Source organism: Bdellovibrio sp. HCB-110 (assembly GCF_047323225.1).
Taxonomy (GTDB): Bacteria; Bdellovibrionota; Bdellovibrionia; order Bdellovibrionales; family Bdellovibrionaceae; genus Bdellovibrio.
Genome location: NZ_CP178750.1, coordinates 3,743,729 through 3,759,567, shown reverse-complemented (window position 1 = coordinate 3,759,567; position 15,839 = coordinate 3,743,729). Strand labels below are relative to the sequence as shown.

General features: G+C 43.3%; 16 protein-coding genes. 11 read left to right on the top strand and 5 right to left on the bottom strand.

Annotation, left to right across the window (positions count from 1 at the left end; all coding sequences use genetic code 11):
- Positions 1-42 precede the first annotated feature (42 nt).
- The 5 genes from ACL934_RS17840 to ACL934_RS17820 all read left to right on the top strand — a co-directional run bounded on the left by ACL934_RS17840 (position 43) and on the right by ACL934_RS17820 (position 6,112).
- Positions 43-675, top strand: a complete 633-nt coding sequence (locus tag ACL934_RS17840; RefSeq protein ID WP_374075836.1) for a TetR/AcrR family transcriptional regulator — start codon at positions 43-45, stop codon at positions 673-675.
- A 65-nt stretch (positions 676-740) separates the two neighbouring features.
- A complete protein-coding gene (locus ACL934_RS17835; RefSeq protein WP_374075833.1) occupies positions 741-1,085 on the top strand; it encodes a hypothetical protein in 345 nt (114 codons plus the stop codon).
- Positions 1,086-1,498: 413 nt separating this feature from the next.
- Positions 1,499-1,870, top strand: a complete 372-nt coding sequence (locus ACL934_RS17830; RefSeq protein ID WP_374075831.1) for a TraR/DksA family transcriptional regulator — start codon at positions 1,499-1,501, stop codon at positions 1,868-1,870.
- Between the two features lie 210 nt (positions 1,871-2,080).
- Positions 2,081-5,869 (top strand): RHS repeat domain-containing protein, encoded by a 3,789-nt coding sequence (locus tag ACL934_RS17825; protein ID WP_374075828.1) that lies wholly within the window; start codon positions 2,081-2,083, stop codon positions 5,867-5,869.
- Between the two features lie 6 nt (positions 5,870-5,875).
- The gene (locus ACL934_RS17820; protein WP_374075826.1) at positions 5,876-6,112 is read left to right on the top strand and encodes a hypothetical protein; all 237 of its coding nucleotides are present in this window, start codon (positions 5,876-5,878) and stop codon (positions 6,110-6,112) included.
- Positions 6,113-6,637: 525 nt separating this feature from the next.
- Here the strand turns inward: ACL934_RS17820 and ACL934_RS17815 are convergent.
- From ACL934_RS17815 to ACL934_RS17795, 5 genes are all read right to left on the bottom strand, one after another.
- A complete protein-coding gene (locus ACL934_RS17815; protein ID WP_374075824.1) occupies positions 6,638-6,940 on the bottom strand; it encodes a hypothetical protein in 303 nt (100 codons plus the stop codon).
- Complete coding sequence (locus ACL934_RS17810; protein ID WP_413613503.1) at positions 6,934-7,149, bottom strand: RHS repeat-associated core domain-containing protein; 216 nt, start codon at positions 7,147-7,149, stop codon at positions 6,934-6,936. Before ACL934_RS17810 ends, ACL934_RS17815 begins: the two co-directional genes overlap by 7 nt.
- 275 nt (positions 7,150-7,424) lie before the next feature.
- Positions 7,425-8,000: a uracil-DNA glycosylase family protein gene (locus tag ACL934_RS17805; RefSeq protein ID WP_374075821.1), complete on the bottom strand. Its 576-nt coding sequence runs from the start codon at positions 7,998-8,000 to the stop codon at positions 7,425-7,427.
- Positions 8,001-8,002: 2 nt separating this feature from the next.
- Positions 8,003-8,728 (bottom strand): hypothetical protein, encoded by a 726-nt coding sequence (locus ACL934_RS17800; RefSeq protein ID WP_374075818.1) that lies wholly within the window; start codon positions 8,726-8,728, stop codon positions 8,003-8,005.
- Positions 8,729-8,784: 56 nt separating this feature from the next.
- A complete protein-coding gene (locus tag ACL934_RS17795; protein ID WP_413612692.1) occupies positions 8,785-9,624 on the bottom strand; it encodes a type II secretion system protein in 840 nt (279 codons plus the stop codon).
- A 92-nt stretch (positions 9,625-9,716) separates the two neighbouring features.
- Here ACL934_RS17795 and ACL934_RS17790 point away from each other — a divergent pair, with 92 nt between their 5' ends.
- The 6 genes from ACL934_RS17790 to ACL934_RS17765 are packed head-to-tail and all read left to right on the top strand — an operon-like array spanning position 9,717 to position 15,839.
- Positions 9,717-10,787, top strand: coding sequence for a hypothetical protein (locus tag ACL934_RS17790; protein WP_374075813.1), 1,071 nt, complete (start codon positions 9,717-9,719; stop codon positions 10,785-10,787).
- Positions 10,750-11,340, top strand: coding sequence for a hypothetical protein (locus tag ACL934_RS17785; RefSeq protein WP_374075812.1), 591 nt, complete (start codon positions 10,750-10,752; stop codon positions 11,338-11,340). Before ACL934_RS17790 ends, ACL934_RS17785 begins: the two co-directional genes overlap by 38 nt.
- Positions 11,337-12,956: a spermidine synthase gene (locus tag ACL934_RS17780; protein WP_374075809.1), complete on the top strand. Its 1,620-nt coding sequence runs from the start codon at positions 11,337-11,339 to the stop codon at positions 12,954-12,956. The genes ACL934_RS17785 and ACL934_RS17780 overlap by 4 nt, the downstream gene beginning before the upstream one ends.
- Positions 12,950-13,786: a hypothetical protein gene (locus ACL934_RS17775; protein WP_374075807.1), complete on the top strand. Its 837-nt coding sequence runs from the start codon at positions 12,950-12,952 to the stop codon at positions 13,784-13,786. Before ACL934_RS17780 ends, ACL934_RS17775 begins: the two co-directional genes overlap by 7 nt.
- Positions 13,783-14,865, top strand: coding sequence for a hypothetical protein (locus ACL934_RS17770; RefSeq protein ID WP_374075805.1), 1,083 nt, complete (start codon positions 13,783-13,785; stop codon positions 14,863-14,865). Before ACL934_RS17775 ends, ACL934_RS17770 begins: the two co-directional genes overlap by 4 nt.
- Complete coding sequence (locus ACL934_RS17765; protein WP_374075802.1) at positions 14,862-15,839, top strand: hypothetical protein; 978 nt, start codon at positions 14,862-14,864, stop codon at positions 15,837-15,839. The genes ACL934_RS17770 and ACL934_RS17765 overlap by 4 nt, the downstream gene beginning before the upstream one ends.

Below are 15,839 nucleotides of genomic sequence, written 5' to 3'. Positions count from 1 at the left end.
TTACGTGACTCTCAGAGGGACTTGGACTAAAGACTATTTTACATGAAGACTAAAGAACGTATCCTCCTCACTTCCATCGAACTCTTCAACCGCAGCGGCGTCGTAGCTATCACGACCAATCACATCGCAAAGGCGATGGATATCAGCCCTGGAAACCTCTATTTTCACTATGACAATAAGGAAGAGATCTTGGTGGAGCTTTTCAAGCGCATGGCGAAGGACACTTACGATGTATGGCGCCCTCGTCGCACGAAGAAAGTGACTCCTTTAGAATTCATCAACGAAAACTTCGAACTTTACTGGCGCTATCGTTTCTTCCACCGCGAGATGTACGCTCTTCGCCGTCGCGATCAGCAACTCGCTAAGATGTGGAGAGCCCACATCCAAAAAATGATGAAATTGATGGTCATCCTTTACCGCCAATGGGTGAAGGACGGAAAAATGGCGAAGATCGACGAAGTTTCTGAAATGCAGTACATCGCCGAATCTTTGCTGGCGATGGCGACAACGTTCTTGCAGTTCTTCGAGTCTGCGGAAAAGCAGCCTGGAAAACGCAGCATTGAGCGTGGTAAGCATCACGTGGCTCGTCTTCTTTTGCCGTACACTTCTGGCGAAACAAAGAACGAGTTTGAAAAATTTCTCAAGTCCAAGCCAAAAACGTCACCTGAGATCTAATTAAAAGCCATTTCAGGTGGCAAGGTCGTTGCTTTGATGGGAGCCATAACGAAAGGCTTCCACAAATGAAAACCATAGCTGCGTTCCTCTCTATAGTTCTCTTTGCTTCAAATTCTTACTCTGCCACTCAATGTGCTCAGCTGAAGCAAGAACTTAAAGCTATGCAAGCGGCTCAACAGCAAGTCATGGCAAGCCTCGTAAATAATCACGAATCTTTTGCCTCTTCATTAGAGGAGTATTCAACAGTTGTGAAAACGGCCAAGGGGTCTTCAGTTAAAGTCGTCTCTTCACAAATGGATGAGTCAGCCCAAGCCTTCCGCACTCGCGGTCTTCAGGGGAAGAAGATGGCTTCTAAGCTCAACGACGCCACAGGGGATCTATTGGCGCGCGTAGCTTCGTGTCTTAAATAGCCTGCAGGCTATTGCGGCTGAACCTTTTTGAACAGCCCCCCTATGTCTCTCAAGTCCGTTCGGACCCTGTCATCTATCAAAATCCATGTTTCATAATGAGAATCTAAGGGGCAAAACCTCTAAGAAAGTTTCTTTTCCCCTCGCCAAGGGCTAGAATTTCTAACGCGCTGCGGATGAATGTAGGGATCTAATCAAAAAACTGGTTATAATTTTAAGAAAATGACCAGGAAATCCTCCTCTGAGGACGCCCGGGTCGGCGCATCTATGGCTACATTCAGGGATTCATCAAGATTTTCATAGATTTGTTTAATTTTAAGTTAATGTAAGATTTTTTAGTTGCAAAATTTACATAGGTAGAACTTAATAGGTCAGTTCCAAATTGGCACTTATGCTGGAAGGAACAGGGGGGCAATATGGCTATCTCTGAAAAGCTCGTCGCTGAATGCAGACAAAAGCTTTTGCAATCGAAGCAAGACATCCTCAACAGAGTGAAAGAGGCTCGATTGAACTTGGACCAGAACGAGGAAAAGGGTGGAGACGAAGGTGATCAAACCGTTCGTGTGTTGGCTGAACAAGAATTCCTCAGCATGCACGAAAGACTCCGCTCACAATTGATGGAAATTGAAAGCGCTTTAGCTCGCATTGAGAGTGGTGCTTTTGGTTACTGCGAAGAGACGGAAGAGGAAATCGAGCCGGAGAGACTTCGCGCGATTCCTTGGACTCGTCTTAGCATCGAAGGTGCTGAAATTCGCGAATCCATGAACAAACGCTACGCTCGCGGCTAAAATCAAAAGCGTACATTATATATAGATATCATCTCGAGGGGATAAGGGGATGTGCACGAGTGCGCGTCCCCTTTGTTTTTTGTCGGCCCAAGTGTGGTCAATCGCATGTAAACACGAAATTATTACTTTCATTGAAGTTCTTCTGCCCAATCTCAGTTGTTTTTTATATAAGCGCTCTCCAAATAATAAAAAGTTTATATGGAGATCCTTGTGGGAACGTTTCGTTTTTTATTCCTCATAATGTTGGCTAGCTCTTCGTTCTTTTCGGAAGCGGTATTTGCTAATTTTTTAGCTATTCGAGTAAATCCGATCTCCGAGGTTTCATCTCCAAATGCGACTGGGTGCAATCGTCCTGAAAATACTTGTGTAAATGTTAATAAGCTTCCTCAGGCTGGAAATGCTGCGAAGTGTGTGATCGCCGGAAACTTCAACAAAAAGATTATGGCCGCCGCTGCTCCGGGTGTTTATCTTTACATTTTTGAATTTCAGAATAACTGCAAAGGTAAAGTTCAGGTCAACGTAAAGGCAAACAATGATTGGAGTCCCGAGGCTGGATGGATCGAGCCGGGTGCTCATATCGGGTTACGTGTTGCATACGATTCTTCTGGGGATACTCCGACAGATGTCTATTTTCAGGATCCAAATGCACCAAATCCTATAATGCCGCCACTTGATACAATCGCAGGTAGTTCATATGCTTCGTATGCCCCATTCGTTGAACAGTGTCGTCCAGGGGTAGGTAGCCCAAATATTCCGGGCCATTCTGTTTTAAATTTAGATCGTCAGTCACTATCTGAAATTATTCCCCTAACGGGAACTCCATTTTATTTGCTGTATTCTAGTGATCGTTTTAAAGACGGTTCCAGTTTCAAAAGCGCAGTTGGAGCTAGCTTGGGGGGATGGAGTCTTTCCAATCACCATTATTATGATGTTAAGAATAAGATTGTATATTTCGGAGACGGACGCACTAGATATATTGAGTTGGAAGCTGGTGAAGATGATAGCGGTTACTCTGTAGGAAGCGGCAGTGGGGACGAAATATACTTTTTCGACGTAGACGGAAAACACACCACAACTTTACAAATGAATCCTTCAGTCGTTCTTTGGACATTTTCTTATGATCCGATCACGGGAGCGTTGACAGAGGTCTTAGATAAATATGGAAAAACTTATTCGGTTAGTAAATTTTCTTTCTCGACTCCGTATGGACAGACAACTCAGTTAGACTATGACTCGTCCGGAAATTTGAAGGCAGTTACGAATCCAAATGGAGAAACTTACTCTTTGCAAAGTGATGCGTTTGGCCGTTTGACGTTATTTCAAAGGCCTAGTGGACGTTCGACAACTTTGACTTACGACAAGGTTGGAAATTTGATCACGGATTCAGGTTCCGGCGGAAGCTCGATTTCAATCGCTGCTTTATTTAGCGATGGTGCGATGAAAATTAAAGCGACAACCGCGACTGGGAAAACGACGTATACGCAGATCGAGGAAAGCAACGGTATTGTATATCACTCTTATCAGAATGCGTTCGGTGGCTCGTCGGTCACCTCGTTTGAAAATGGGAATGGTCATCGCTATACGGACATGTACGGGAATGTGTATACGTCCCAATTGGCATTGACCCCGTATCTCTTTGATAATTTTTATGAGAGTGTATCTAGCCTTCAAATTGCAAAATCAAATATTAGTGTAATTGCAGAAACTACAAAAAATATTGAGTATAGAACGGAGAAAGATGGAGAGCATTCTCATCAGATAACAACCGTTACATTGCAAAAAGACCCAAAGAGAGTTTTTGTTGAAGATTTCGATAGCGGTGTTGAGGCGGACGGTGTTCCGAAAACTCCTAGTTATACGAACCTAAGTCCTCTTAAGAGAAAAACGAAACTGACCATAAACAGTTTACGTCAACCTCTGTCCCTAGAGGTTGAAGGATTGCTTCCGGTAAAATTCGATTACGATTTAAATGGCAAACTGGCGACTCTTGGCCAAGGTGACATTCTTCAAAAATTCGAATACGACAACTATGGCAACTTATCTGCGATCGTAGATCCCTTGGGACGTGCAACTAAATATTCATATGATAAAGCAAATCGTATCTCTGCGGTGTCATCGGGAGGGCAGACTACTTCATTCTCCTATGATGCCGATGGAAATATAACGAGTGTTACCCCTCCTGGAAAAGCAGCGCATGCGTTTTCTTACAATGTGCTAGGCTTGGTGGCGCAATATATGCCGCCAAGTCTTCAGTCGAAGATGTCCGGAGCGAATGTTTACTCATATGATCTTGATAAAAGACTTACGAAGATTAACTTACCAAGTGGTGAGCAAGTTGATTTTAATTATGACCCACGTACTACACTGTTAACGTCTGTAGGGACGCCTCTGGGAAAATATTCATTCGATTATAGACCAAAAACAGATTTGATTAACATGATCACGACTCCCGATGGTGTCGCCACTAACTATGCGTATGTTGGAAACTTCCCAATTGAGCAGAATTGGATCGGTCCCATCAATGCGTTTGTTAACTATGCCTACAATACGGATGGGACACTGGCATCTGTGGGAATTGCTGGTGCGAATAAAAAGTATGTAACTCAAGCAATAAATTATGACCTCGATTCCTTAATTATTGGGGTAGGAAATATTAGGTTTGCGAGAAATAGCTTTGGCGCAATTTCTTCTTCAGTTTTAGGAAAAATAGATGAATCAATTCAATTCAACGACGTAGGGAGTGTGATTTCTGACTCCTTTGCGTTTGATAAGCAAGGTCTGTTTTCTCTGGGGTATACTCGCGATAAAATTGGCAGAGTAATACAAAAAAATGAAGTTCAAGGAACAGTGTCTCGCGTGTCATCTTACGAGTATGACGTACAGGGGCGACTTGTTAAAGCATCGTCTGGAGCAGATGCTAGAACTTATACGTACGATACCAACGGGAATCGAATTGGATTTGTAGGCTATGGAAAGTCTTTAGTGGGCACATACGACGAACAAGATCGTCTTATTTCGTATGGTGATACAAAGTACGAGTACACAGATAATGGCAGTCTGCTTTCAAAAGCGGAAGTTGACCCAGTAACGAAGACGACAAAGATCACCAACTATACTTATGATGTGTTCGGAAATTTGCGAAAAGTTGTTTTGTCTGATGGTAGAGTAATTGAATATATAATCGATGGGCAGAATCGTCGCATAGGAAAGAAAATTAACGGAAAATTGGTTCAAGCTTTTGTCTATCAGAATCAGTTGCAAATTGCTGGTGAGCTGGATGGAGCGGGAAATCTTGTTAAAACGTTTGTGTATGGGTCGAAGATCAACATCCCTGATTACGTAAACTACAACGGAAAACAATACAGAATTGTTTCTGATCAGGTTGGCACACCGAAGCTGATCGTTGATTCTTCAAGTGGACAGATCGTCGAAACTTTGAGTTTCGATGAGTTTGGAGTTCCGCAGGGAAAAGTCAGTTCTGTTATTCCGTTCGGTTTTGCGGGTGGGCTTTTGGATGCGGATACTGGTTTGATGCGTTTGGGTGCGAGGGATTATGATCCGGAGACTGGGCGGTGGACCTCGAAAGATCCGATCCTTTTTAGAGGTAAAATGACGAATCTTTATGGCTATTCATTTAATGATCCGATTAATTATCTTGATAGAAATGGAAACGAGCCGATTACTGCCGCAACAGCTGCAACGGCGGTAGTTGCAGGATTCTTTTCGGGAGCAGTCACCAATACTGTGATGGCTTATGTAAATGGCGAGAGGAACTCTTCCAATCTAATCTCTGCTTTTATATTGGGAGGAGTTGGAGGTGCTGCCGCTGGAGTCGGTTTGGTTACGGGAGGCATAGCCGCAGGTATCGGGGTTGCTTCGTCTTTCATAATAGACATTAGTTCGCAGCTATTAAATAATAGTAGCATGTTTGATTTGAGGGATTTTGCAAATGGCGTACATGCAATTAAGGAAGTGCGGAATCCAAAATGTAAAGATTGAGGAAAAATGAATTCTGAAAAACAGCGTGAGCCTGTCATGAAGCTGCTCGTGATATATTCGCTAGCTGCAGTCGTATTTTTTATTCCTTTTTGGACATATGTTTGTTTTGACGAATGGATGGCAACTGGAGATTTCAAGTGGGGAAATTGGATATTCATTGAAGTCATCTGTTTTTCAGGTGCCTTTTTTCTTTTTAGGAAAGCCCGAGGTTACGGCTGGTTAAGATTCCGCAGGAAAAAATAGTTATAATACCGAAAAGTGAACAACTGTATTTTTTCTCAACGTGAGGTCCAAAAAATGTTGGGAGCGGATGTTGGTTGGAAAATAGGCATTTGGCCTTTTATTATTGGACTTAATTTGAGTCTGTTTTATTTATAGGATCTAGTAGATAAAGATATGTCCATCTTTCGATGGATAGATGGACACCCATTTACCTGCAAGCCCCTCCTAATACGTTCCCGCCAGTAAGGTATTCATACCAAATGTCCCTAATGTTTCCGCCGCACTTCTCAACACTGCTGTGTCCTTACTTATTCTTCTTAATCCAGCCGTAATAACACAGAAATAAAGAGTAGATAAAAAGAGATAATACAACACAAAGCAGAAGTACATTGACTCGCATGCTCTCGGCAGGAGCGCCTTCCTTTGATAATTGTTTGAAATCAGATTTCAACTGTAACAGCATTACGCTGCTGAGGACTAAAATTATTGGTCCTCCTATTTTTGTACTTATTTTAAAAAGTTCTGAGTAGTCCTTCACACAGCCCTCTAGTTGCGCGAATCACAACCGTCAATAGCTTTTATTCCGTTTTTAATATCCTGTTCGGCACTTGGAGGAATGGTAGCTGGCAATAAAGCTGCATTCAATCCTAAATCAACAAATGTGGCAGCAAAGACACCAGCAAATGAAGTAGTAGCAGAAATCTCCGCAGTCCATATCGCTGCCGCACTTACAGCTAGGGGCAAACTCCCCGCAACACCGATCAAAGGAACAAGACCCGCAGCTTCTCCTATCTCTAAAGATGTCGCAATTCCCGAAAGAGTTCTTTGAGAAGCGGGTGTCGTCACCATGTATGAATATAAATTAAATGAAGCTCCGACAGCCGCAAACGCGGCACCAACACCACAATACCAAACTTGCTGTTTGGATCGTAATAGTTGATGGGATCCCCGTAACTATAGCTATATAAATTCACTTGACCACCATTAAATCCAATAGGGTCCTTATTGGTCCAACGACCTATTATTGCGTCGTAATCCCTAGCACCAAGAAGAAGTATTTGAAATTTATTTCAACGAAGTTCGACACGTATATCAATATTCTGACATTTTGTCTTTGGATCACGATTTAATAGATGTCAACTTTAGCGTGCGTCTTAAAGATGGTTTTTCATTCTTAATTAATTCTGATTTAAGAATGGAAGTTGAGAGTTTGCCGGAAGAGTACCGTGAGATGTATCTGAAGCGTGATGAGTCTCAAAAAATACCGGTTCCTCAAAAGAGTTCTTTCAACAAAAAACGCATTTGCATATCAGCTAACCTTACGGGCAACTTGTTAATCCATCGCCTGCTTTACTAAGTCCCGCATTTTTGGGACGAGTTCTTTTTCAAACCACGGATTCTTTTTTAGCCAGATATTATTTCGCGGTGAGGGATGTGGCATGGGGATGAATTGGGGATAGAACTTTTCCCAGTTTTTCACCGTTGTTGTGAGATCACCAGCAGATGACGGCAAGAAGTGATCAATGGCATACCCGCCGATCAGAATATGCAGTTCTACATTTTTTAAGTGCTCACGAATTTCTTTCATCCATTTTTTAGCGCATTCGGGACGGGGAGGAAGGTCTCCTGATTTTGCTTTTCCGGGATAACAAAAGCCCATAGGAACAATGGCGATTTGGCTAGAGTCATAAAAATCTTCTCGCGAAATATCCAACCACTTGCGAAGTCTGTCGCCACTGGCGTCGTTCCAGGGTGTTCTTGAATGATGGGCTTTAATTCCAGGAGCTTGTCCGGTGATCAAGATTTTTGCTGAAGAAGAAAAATTTAAAATCGGTCGAGGCTCTAAAGGTAAATGGGCTTTGCATAGAGTGCATTTTTTAACTTTTTTAAGAAGAAGGTCGTCGCTCATACTTACCGATTCCGATTGCACCAAGTGCAAATATACTGCTGGGTCCCACTGAAAGTTCCCACGTAGTTTGCGATATAAGGAGAAGCGCAGACTGCAGGATTAGTGACGATACCTTGGTTGCTATTCATGCAACGCAAGTCGGGATTGCAGCGTAAGTTCATTGGAGAATTCACTCCGTCGAAGGCGCCGCCGACAGCCTCACAAGCTTCGGCCAATGAACCTGGGCCAAAACATTGGTGAATGCGCGCAAGTGTTGCGCTGATCGGAAGGACGTTGAGATAAATGGGGATTCGTCTTTCAGCGGCTTGACTCTTCCATGGAATATCTTTGGGAGTGATAACGATTTCGGCTTCATACTTATTAAGAGCACCAATAAAGGGTGGCCAATCCAAAGTCACAACGCGGGGATTGCCACTGTCATCCAAGGCTCTTTTTTTTACGATAACGGCTATTTTTTCTATCGTGATATCGGACTCGTTACTTCTCCAGCCGTCTTGAAGGGGGCCCGGCTGATTTGCATAGCTTGTATTAATACGCAAAGGCTGTTCGACGTTTATAAGTGTAGGATTGATAGTTTGAGATAAGGAGCCCAAAAGGCGTCCGCATGCTACTCCGTCATTAATTTCAAGACGAATGGTAGTTATGAGCGATTGAAAATCCTGCTGACGTCTTCGTGTTGCTGAAGATTCATCCGACGTTTTTAATAGATTCAGAAGGACGGGAAACATCAGCGCCACGAGAGCGACAATGCTCAAAGTTATTACGAAGGCGGAGCCCTTCCTGTTTAACTGCACTGCATGCAAATGTAAAAGTCCTCCTGATTCGTGATGGATGTTGTACATTTTTTTCCGCAACTGACCTCGTGAGTATGAATAAATCTTCCTAAAATAGAAGGCGTCGCTCCAGACGGACAAGAGGTTGTATTCGTGATGGGATTTCGATAGTCGCCACTGAAGGAAGGATCACAACCTTGGTCGCTGGGGGAGCACGTAAGAACAATATAGGTTCCTTTCATCTGACAATTTGTTGATGGCTTGCAAGTATTTGAAGAGGACACATAAGTTCCTCCCATCGCCGTGCATGCATCTGCCAGTGAATTTTCAATATGACATTGAGCAATTGTATTTAGAGGACCAATCAGTATGGGAACTTCAATGAAACGTGTTCTGAGTTCGGTGGTCTCAGGTCCCATTTGTTCTTCAAAGCGGATTTTTATCTGGGCGACTTTGCGAGTGTAGGTGTTGGCTCCAATCTGCATTGTGGAGGAAGCGGAACCTTTGTCTTTGATCGTGACGTTTTTGATAAGCAACTGATTGTTGATTCTAAAATTATCGTTGATCGGTAAAGTGTTCCCACCGTATCCGTTGTAGCCATTGATAGTTAAGGGAGCTTCAGTCGCGGTGGGCGCAGGTAAATTCATCAAAGCTGTGCTGCACCCCACGGAACTTTGTAACCACTTTCCGAGTGAACTCATAAACTCGTTCGACTCTGTTTTGTTTACTATATTCGCCTGTCGTTTGAAGACGACTTGGACGATGGCGCCAACTCCTATCGACACCACTGCGAGGATTGCTAAACTCATAAGAATCTCTACGAGAGTAAAACCATTCTTATTTTGATACATGTACGTTCCGGTGTGAGTTTTTTCTTCTATCGAGCCGATACTTTAATCTCCTTATTTCTATTTCATCACATTTTTGGTAAAATAAAAATGAAATGAAGCAAGAACATTTACTGTACGTTGTTTTAAGTTTAGTTGCCTTCGCAGGATTTGCGGGTTTCGGAAAAAATTCTTTTTCAGTTTCTCTCAGAGAGAAAATCTCTGCTCCTTTTTCTTCTGCCGAACATTTGCATTCCGGTTCGGGGTATTCCTCACATTCCTCTGTTTCTTCGTCTTCATATTCTTCATCTTCGGCATCATCTTCCTCTTTGTCCTCTCCGCGTTCGAATATTTTTGAGAAAACATATTCTCAAGTTGCGAATTTTTTTGGGTTTGAGGATGGCCGCGCAAAATCTTCTTACTCGCTGGCATCGAATTCTTCCCCCGACCCGTCTTCTGGCGGAGGTGCTGGTGGTCGTGGAGGCGGCGGCGGAGGAGCCGGTGGTGGTGGTGGCGGAGCTGAAGAGAGTGGAAAAAAATCCGGTTCAAAAGGGGCTGGAGGTTCCGCAGCGTCTGCAAGTAAGCCTTCGGATGAAAAAGGCAAAGGCAATGCCGAAGAAGAAGATGATGATGACGATGATGATGAAAAAGAGGATGAAGATCCAGCTCTGCCTGGAGGGAATCAACCAATTCCTGATCCGATAAAAACCGCTTCTGAAGAAGCGAAAAATAATTTTACTTCAGAATCTCATCTTTCGGTGCCCTTTCCGAACGACCTAGATTACCGTCCTTTGGACATCGAAGATGGAGTTTCGGCGATTCACGGATATAATACAAACTTGCAAGTGAATGTGAGTTTAATGGCAAAAGCTGGAACATATGGACCTTCGGAGCTGCAAGGATTTTTGGAAGAGTACGGCTCTGCCATTCCCGGTTTTAAGTCATCTATTGTAGAGAATATCACAGAGAGTTCGGCGGAGCGTCCGCCTGCACAGAATACGAGTGGACTCAGTTCTCCCTATGTCTGGTCGATGCAAATGGGCAGTAACACTTTGACAGTCGCTCTTGTTCAGCGTGAAGATGGTCAGGGAACATATCTCGCTATTCTTTCCGGTCCTACTGCTTACTTTGACAGTAACGAAGACAAATATGACGCCATTTACAGCCAGATTAAAGCGAACCCTTAATTTTAGTTTTCTTGAAAGACAGATCTTCTCTTTTTTATTGGCTTTCGTGGGTGTTGTTTATGAACTGAGTTTTGCGCAAATGCTGTCAGCTACTTTGGGCAACACAGCTCTTCGTTATGCGACCACCATCGGACTTTTTACTCTGACTTTAGGATTGTCTTCAATTCTCTACGATCGTTGGAAGATCGCACTCCCGTATTTGCAATTGTCTCTTGTGGCAGTAGGAGCATTGGGCCCTCTGTGGATTATTGTCGCTGATCCAAAAAATTTTCCTGAGTCTTTTTATTCTGCGATGGAGGTTCTGAGTTATGTCCCCATCATTGCCGCGGGATTCATCTCAGGTTTTGAATTACCTTGGTTGATGGATAATGTTTCGGGGAATCGCAAGTCTTTTATTTTGGCTTGGGATTATTTCGGAATGTTTATTGGAACTTTGGTTTTTCCTTTGTTTCTTCTTCCGGTCTGGGGCGTTTCTAATAGCCTGTATTTCTGCGCACTCTTAAATGCCGTCGCGTTTGCGTACCTTTTAACAAAGGTAGGTAAGACACCGTGACAATTTATCTTCTTTCCTTTCTTCTTTCTTTTTGCAGCATCAGCTATCAGTTCGTGATCGCCCGCGTGTTGATGCAGTTTTCAAATGACGAAATTCTAAGTCAATCGATCACTTTGGGTTTTTACCTTGTGGCGATGGGGTTGGGATCACAGGTCGTGGGATTTCTAAAAGAGAAAAGTGAGCGTCGAGCGTTGTTCTTACTTGAAATGTCGTTGTCGCTTGTGGGCCTCTTTCTTGTGCCTTTGCTTTATCTCTCGTACACTTTTTTATCGGTGTTCTTGTATAGGTATTTACCGTTCTGGACGGGCTGGGGGCAGGGAGCTGAAAAAGTTTTCTTCTTACAGGGCTGTACGCTGCTTGTAGGTTTTTTAACGGGCATGGAGTTGCCTTTATTAATAAAAATCCAAGAAAGAAATTCAGGGAAGAATTCCTTCAATCGTGTTCTTGGAATCAATTATCTCGGGGCTTTGGCGGGATCCTTTGTTGTGTCCCTTTATCTTATTCCTCTTTTGGATTTGGCACGAAGTTCTGTCTTGATGGCCGTTCTGAATTTTTTGGCTGTGGTTATAATCGCGTTCGGGGTACGAAAAAACATAAAACGCTGGGGAGCGACGATCGTGGCTTCCATTTTATTTTTTGCAGCCGCCTTTCAGACGCTGAAACATACCGATGCGATTGAACAGGCTTATATTAAAAGTTTCTATTCTGAAAGTCGCATTCCTGAATTTTCATGGACGGCGGTAAAAAACTTCTTTCTTTATATGGATGATTTCGCCGATGTCGATCGTTACGTGACTCCGTATCAGATTATCGACATCATTCCGGATAAATTTATGAAGTCTGGCGAAGACTCAGGCGATTTTTCCCTTTACCTGAATATGCAACCTCAGTTCAGTCGGCTGACTCAGCGGACTTATCATGAGTCCATGGTGGAGGGGGCGATCAACCTTTCCGGCAGTCATCCTAAAGAAGTCTTGGTTCTTGGTGCCGGTGACGGACTTCTCGTGGCGGAACTTCTGAAGCATAACGACATTCAGAAAATTATTTTGGTAGAGCTGGATCCTTTTATGATTCAGCTGGCAAGAGAACACAAGGACATCAAAGAACTCAATCGCGGTTCTCTTTTTGATCCGCGTGTGGAGGTAGTGATCGGGGATGCCTTTAATTATATTCGTCGAACCAACAAAGTTTTCGATGGTGTCTTTGTGGATTTTCCGTTTCCCGTGAGTTATGAGTTAGGAAAACTTTTTAGTGTGGAATTCTATTCAGCCCTCAAGGCCGTCATTTCTCCTCAAGGATTCTTTGTTGCCGATGTGCCGATCTGGCGAGGGTTGGGATATGAGAAGTCAAAACCGAAGCCATCTCCTCAGGATATTGTCTTGAGTTCACTTCATGCTGCAGGTTTTGATAATGCTGTTGTCTTTGGTCCTATTGAGGCTTTCCTGTTTGTCTCGAACAACACAAAGAAACCCGCTTTTGACTATGAATCGCTGTCACCGTGGTTGGCGAATGCCACTTTGTTGAATCTGACGATTTTAACTTCTGTGACGAACGACGCGGATATTTCTAAAACAAACGTCAACAGCATCTACCGTCCGAAGAGGTTTCGATGGTGAACCGATTGCAGCATGGTCTGTTAGCCCTTCTACTTTTGTTTTCTTGTCAGGCTCTGTGCGTGCCGATGTCTTTGTATATGGATTCATCGACGCCTGGTTATTACAAACTTGTGCTCAGTCGTCTCTTGCAATGGTATGAAGTGAAGACGGGGGCATCCATCACCGAAAGACTGACTCCTGAAGAACGTAAATATGTTCAGTACAGTCTTGAGCATATTTCGGACTGGGCTTATAAGGTGTCGCCTTTGTCGTATTGGAATTACTTTCGTCTGACGGCGACCTCTAGTAAGGGAAACTTAAAAACCCGCAGGCTTGCTGTTGGTCCCACGACTTGGACTGCTGAGGCACAAAAAATGGCGGAAGGTATTTTATATAAGCGTGGTATCAAGCTCTTAGTTAATAAAAAGGTATCCGATCTTTTGTGGCTTGAGTGGAATCTGGATGATAATGAATTCGCCGTTTATTATAAAGAAAATCTTTCGGAGATAAAAAACGGAGTGCCTCATTCGGAGCTTTATGAGGAAAAAGCTCTTCGCGGTGAGTTTTACCGGAATAATAAACGGATTTCAGAAAAGTTTTTTGTCTCATATAAGAAAACGCCCGAAGAGTTGAAGCATGAAATCGTATTTGCTTCCCGAGTGATGCAGGTCGTGGATGTTTTTGCAGATGGAACAAGGGAAGCGCGAATTCTGGAACTCCGATCTTTTGACGACCGTTTTATGAAGGGGCCTATAGCGGCTTTGGCTGACGCGATTTTAGGTGAATTCAATATGCCGGCTGATTATATGATTTACAGATCCCCGAATGAAATGGAGCTGTATTACCCGTGAAAACAAAGCGGCTTCATCTTATTGATATCGTCCGGCTATTTTCTTTCGTTGCTATTGTTCATTATCACGCATTCAGTCAGGTATTTACTGATACCTATGCTGAACCGTTTGAGTCTCTTCCTTTTAAGGGGACTTTGTTTGGTTATCTAGTTGAGGGAACCAAACCCTTTTCTTTTTCGGGATTTAGCATTGTTGTTTTATCCTTCTTCCTTTTCGGCCGGCAGAATCTCTCCTCTGAAAAAACACGTCGGCTGTACGGGCTGATTGGCTTGGGCGCTCTTTTCTTGCTCTTTACGGGGCTTGGAAATTTATTTTCAGGTGTTTTCTGGGAGTGGGATGTGTACGAGTTTTTAATTGTCACCGTGGCCTCCGTTTTAGTGTTACAGCGACATCCTTCTTTTTTAAAAATTTTCGGTATTGTGGGACTTCTTTTAACTTGGATTCCGTTTTTTCCATTGGCAGAAAATGAGAATATTCCGTTGGTCGTACGCTCCATTTTATTTGGCGTATGTGACGAGGAGGGACGAGGAGGCTGGGCATTGCTTCCCTGGATAGGGTTAACGTGGTTTTGCTTTTATCTCGGAGTTTTGTCGAAATCAGAGTCTTTGCGCGCGAAACTTCAAAAAGGCTTTCTTAAGAAAGAGCTATTCTTTTGGGGACCGGTGTTGGCGGGAAGTCTTTTTTATTGGGGAGCCTTTTATGCAGTTCCGCTGGATCATAATTTTTATTGTTTCGTCTTTAGGCAAACACCCGTCGTATTTTGGTCGCATTTAATCTGGATCTTTTTCTTTATGCGCTTGTCTTTATTGGAAGGTGTGAATGAAAAGCTGCATGGCTTCGGGTTTGTTCGCTGGCTCAGTGGCTTAAAACTGTCCACGCACTTTGGTCTTTGCTACCTAATGCATCTTTTGTATCTTTTCGCTGCATCCTATTTTGCCGAAGACTTTAAGACACATACCATTGCGTACCACGTTTTTGTTTTCTCCGTCCTTCCTATGACAGAAATATTGGCTCGTTTGGTTTTAAGGGGAGTTTCTTTGATGCGCTCTGAAAGGCTGATTGCGAGGGATAAAGTATGACGTGGATTCTGGGTTCTCTCCGCAAAGATTTTCTTTGGCTTTATTTTCCGGGCCTAGCGGCCTTGTGCCTCAGTTTCTTCATTCTCAAGCCTTCTCCTTCAATGGCATTTCTTGTTTACACTTTCGTGGCCTTGCAGTTCTTTGATTCGGGACATGTCTATACGACTTTGTGGCGCACTTATTTCAACGCCGATGAACGTCGTCGCAGTAAAATGTATCTTTATGCTCCGCTATTTTTCTTTTTATTGTTTTGGGCCTGGGGTTACTTTCAGGTCCCAGGACTTGCAGCGTTTATCATTTACGCCACGATCTTTCACAACGTCCGTCAATTCTTCGGCATTCTTAAGTGGTATCAGCGTTTGAACAATCAATACCATTCGTGGGTCGACAAGTTTCTGTATTTCAATTGTTTCATGCCGCTTCTGATCGCACATTTTCGCACAGGCCCTTTATGGAATTATGATTACTCCGATCAAGATCTTTTTCGTTATCCGAATGCGGATATTTACAACGCCCTTTTGGTCGTTTATCTCGTCGGAATCATGTCTTGGTTGGTGTGCGAAATTGTATCGCTCAAAAAGCACAAAGAATGGAATCGGTTCTTATCAATCGCATTTCCGACTGTTCTCTATGGAATTTGCTTTCTTCTGGGGCGCACCGCTTCTGAAATTGTTTTTCCCTTAGTCGTCGCGCACGGAGTTTCCTATTTTGGATTGATGTCGCTAGCACTTTCTAGGACTCAAAAACGATTTAAGAACTTACAAATTGGCATGACTGTAGTGTTGTTAACTGCTTTAGTGTTCGGAAGTCTCGAAGGAATTTTTGAAGATCACTATCTTGATTTATCGAGTGCCGTGCTATCTCCACTGGTCGCGGTTTATCTGACGCCACTATTTTGCCACTACTACTTCGATGCCTTCCTTTGGAAAAAAACGCATCCGGAAAGTAAGCAAATTTATTCAAAGGGCTTTTAG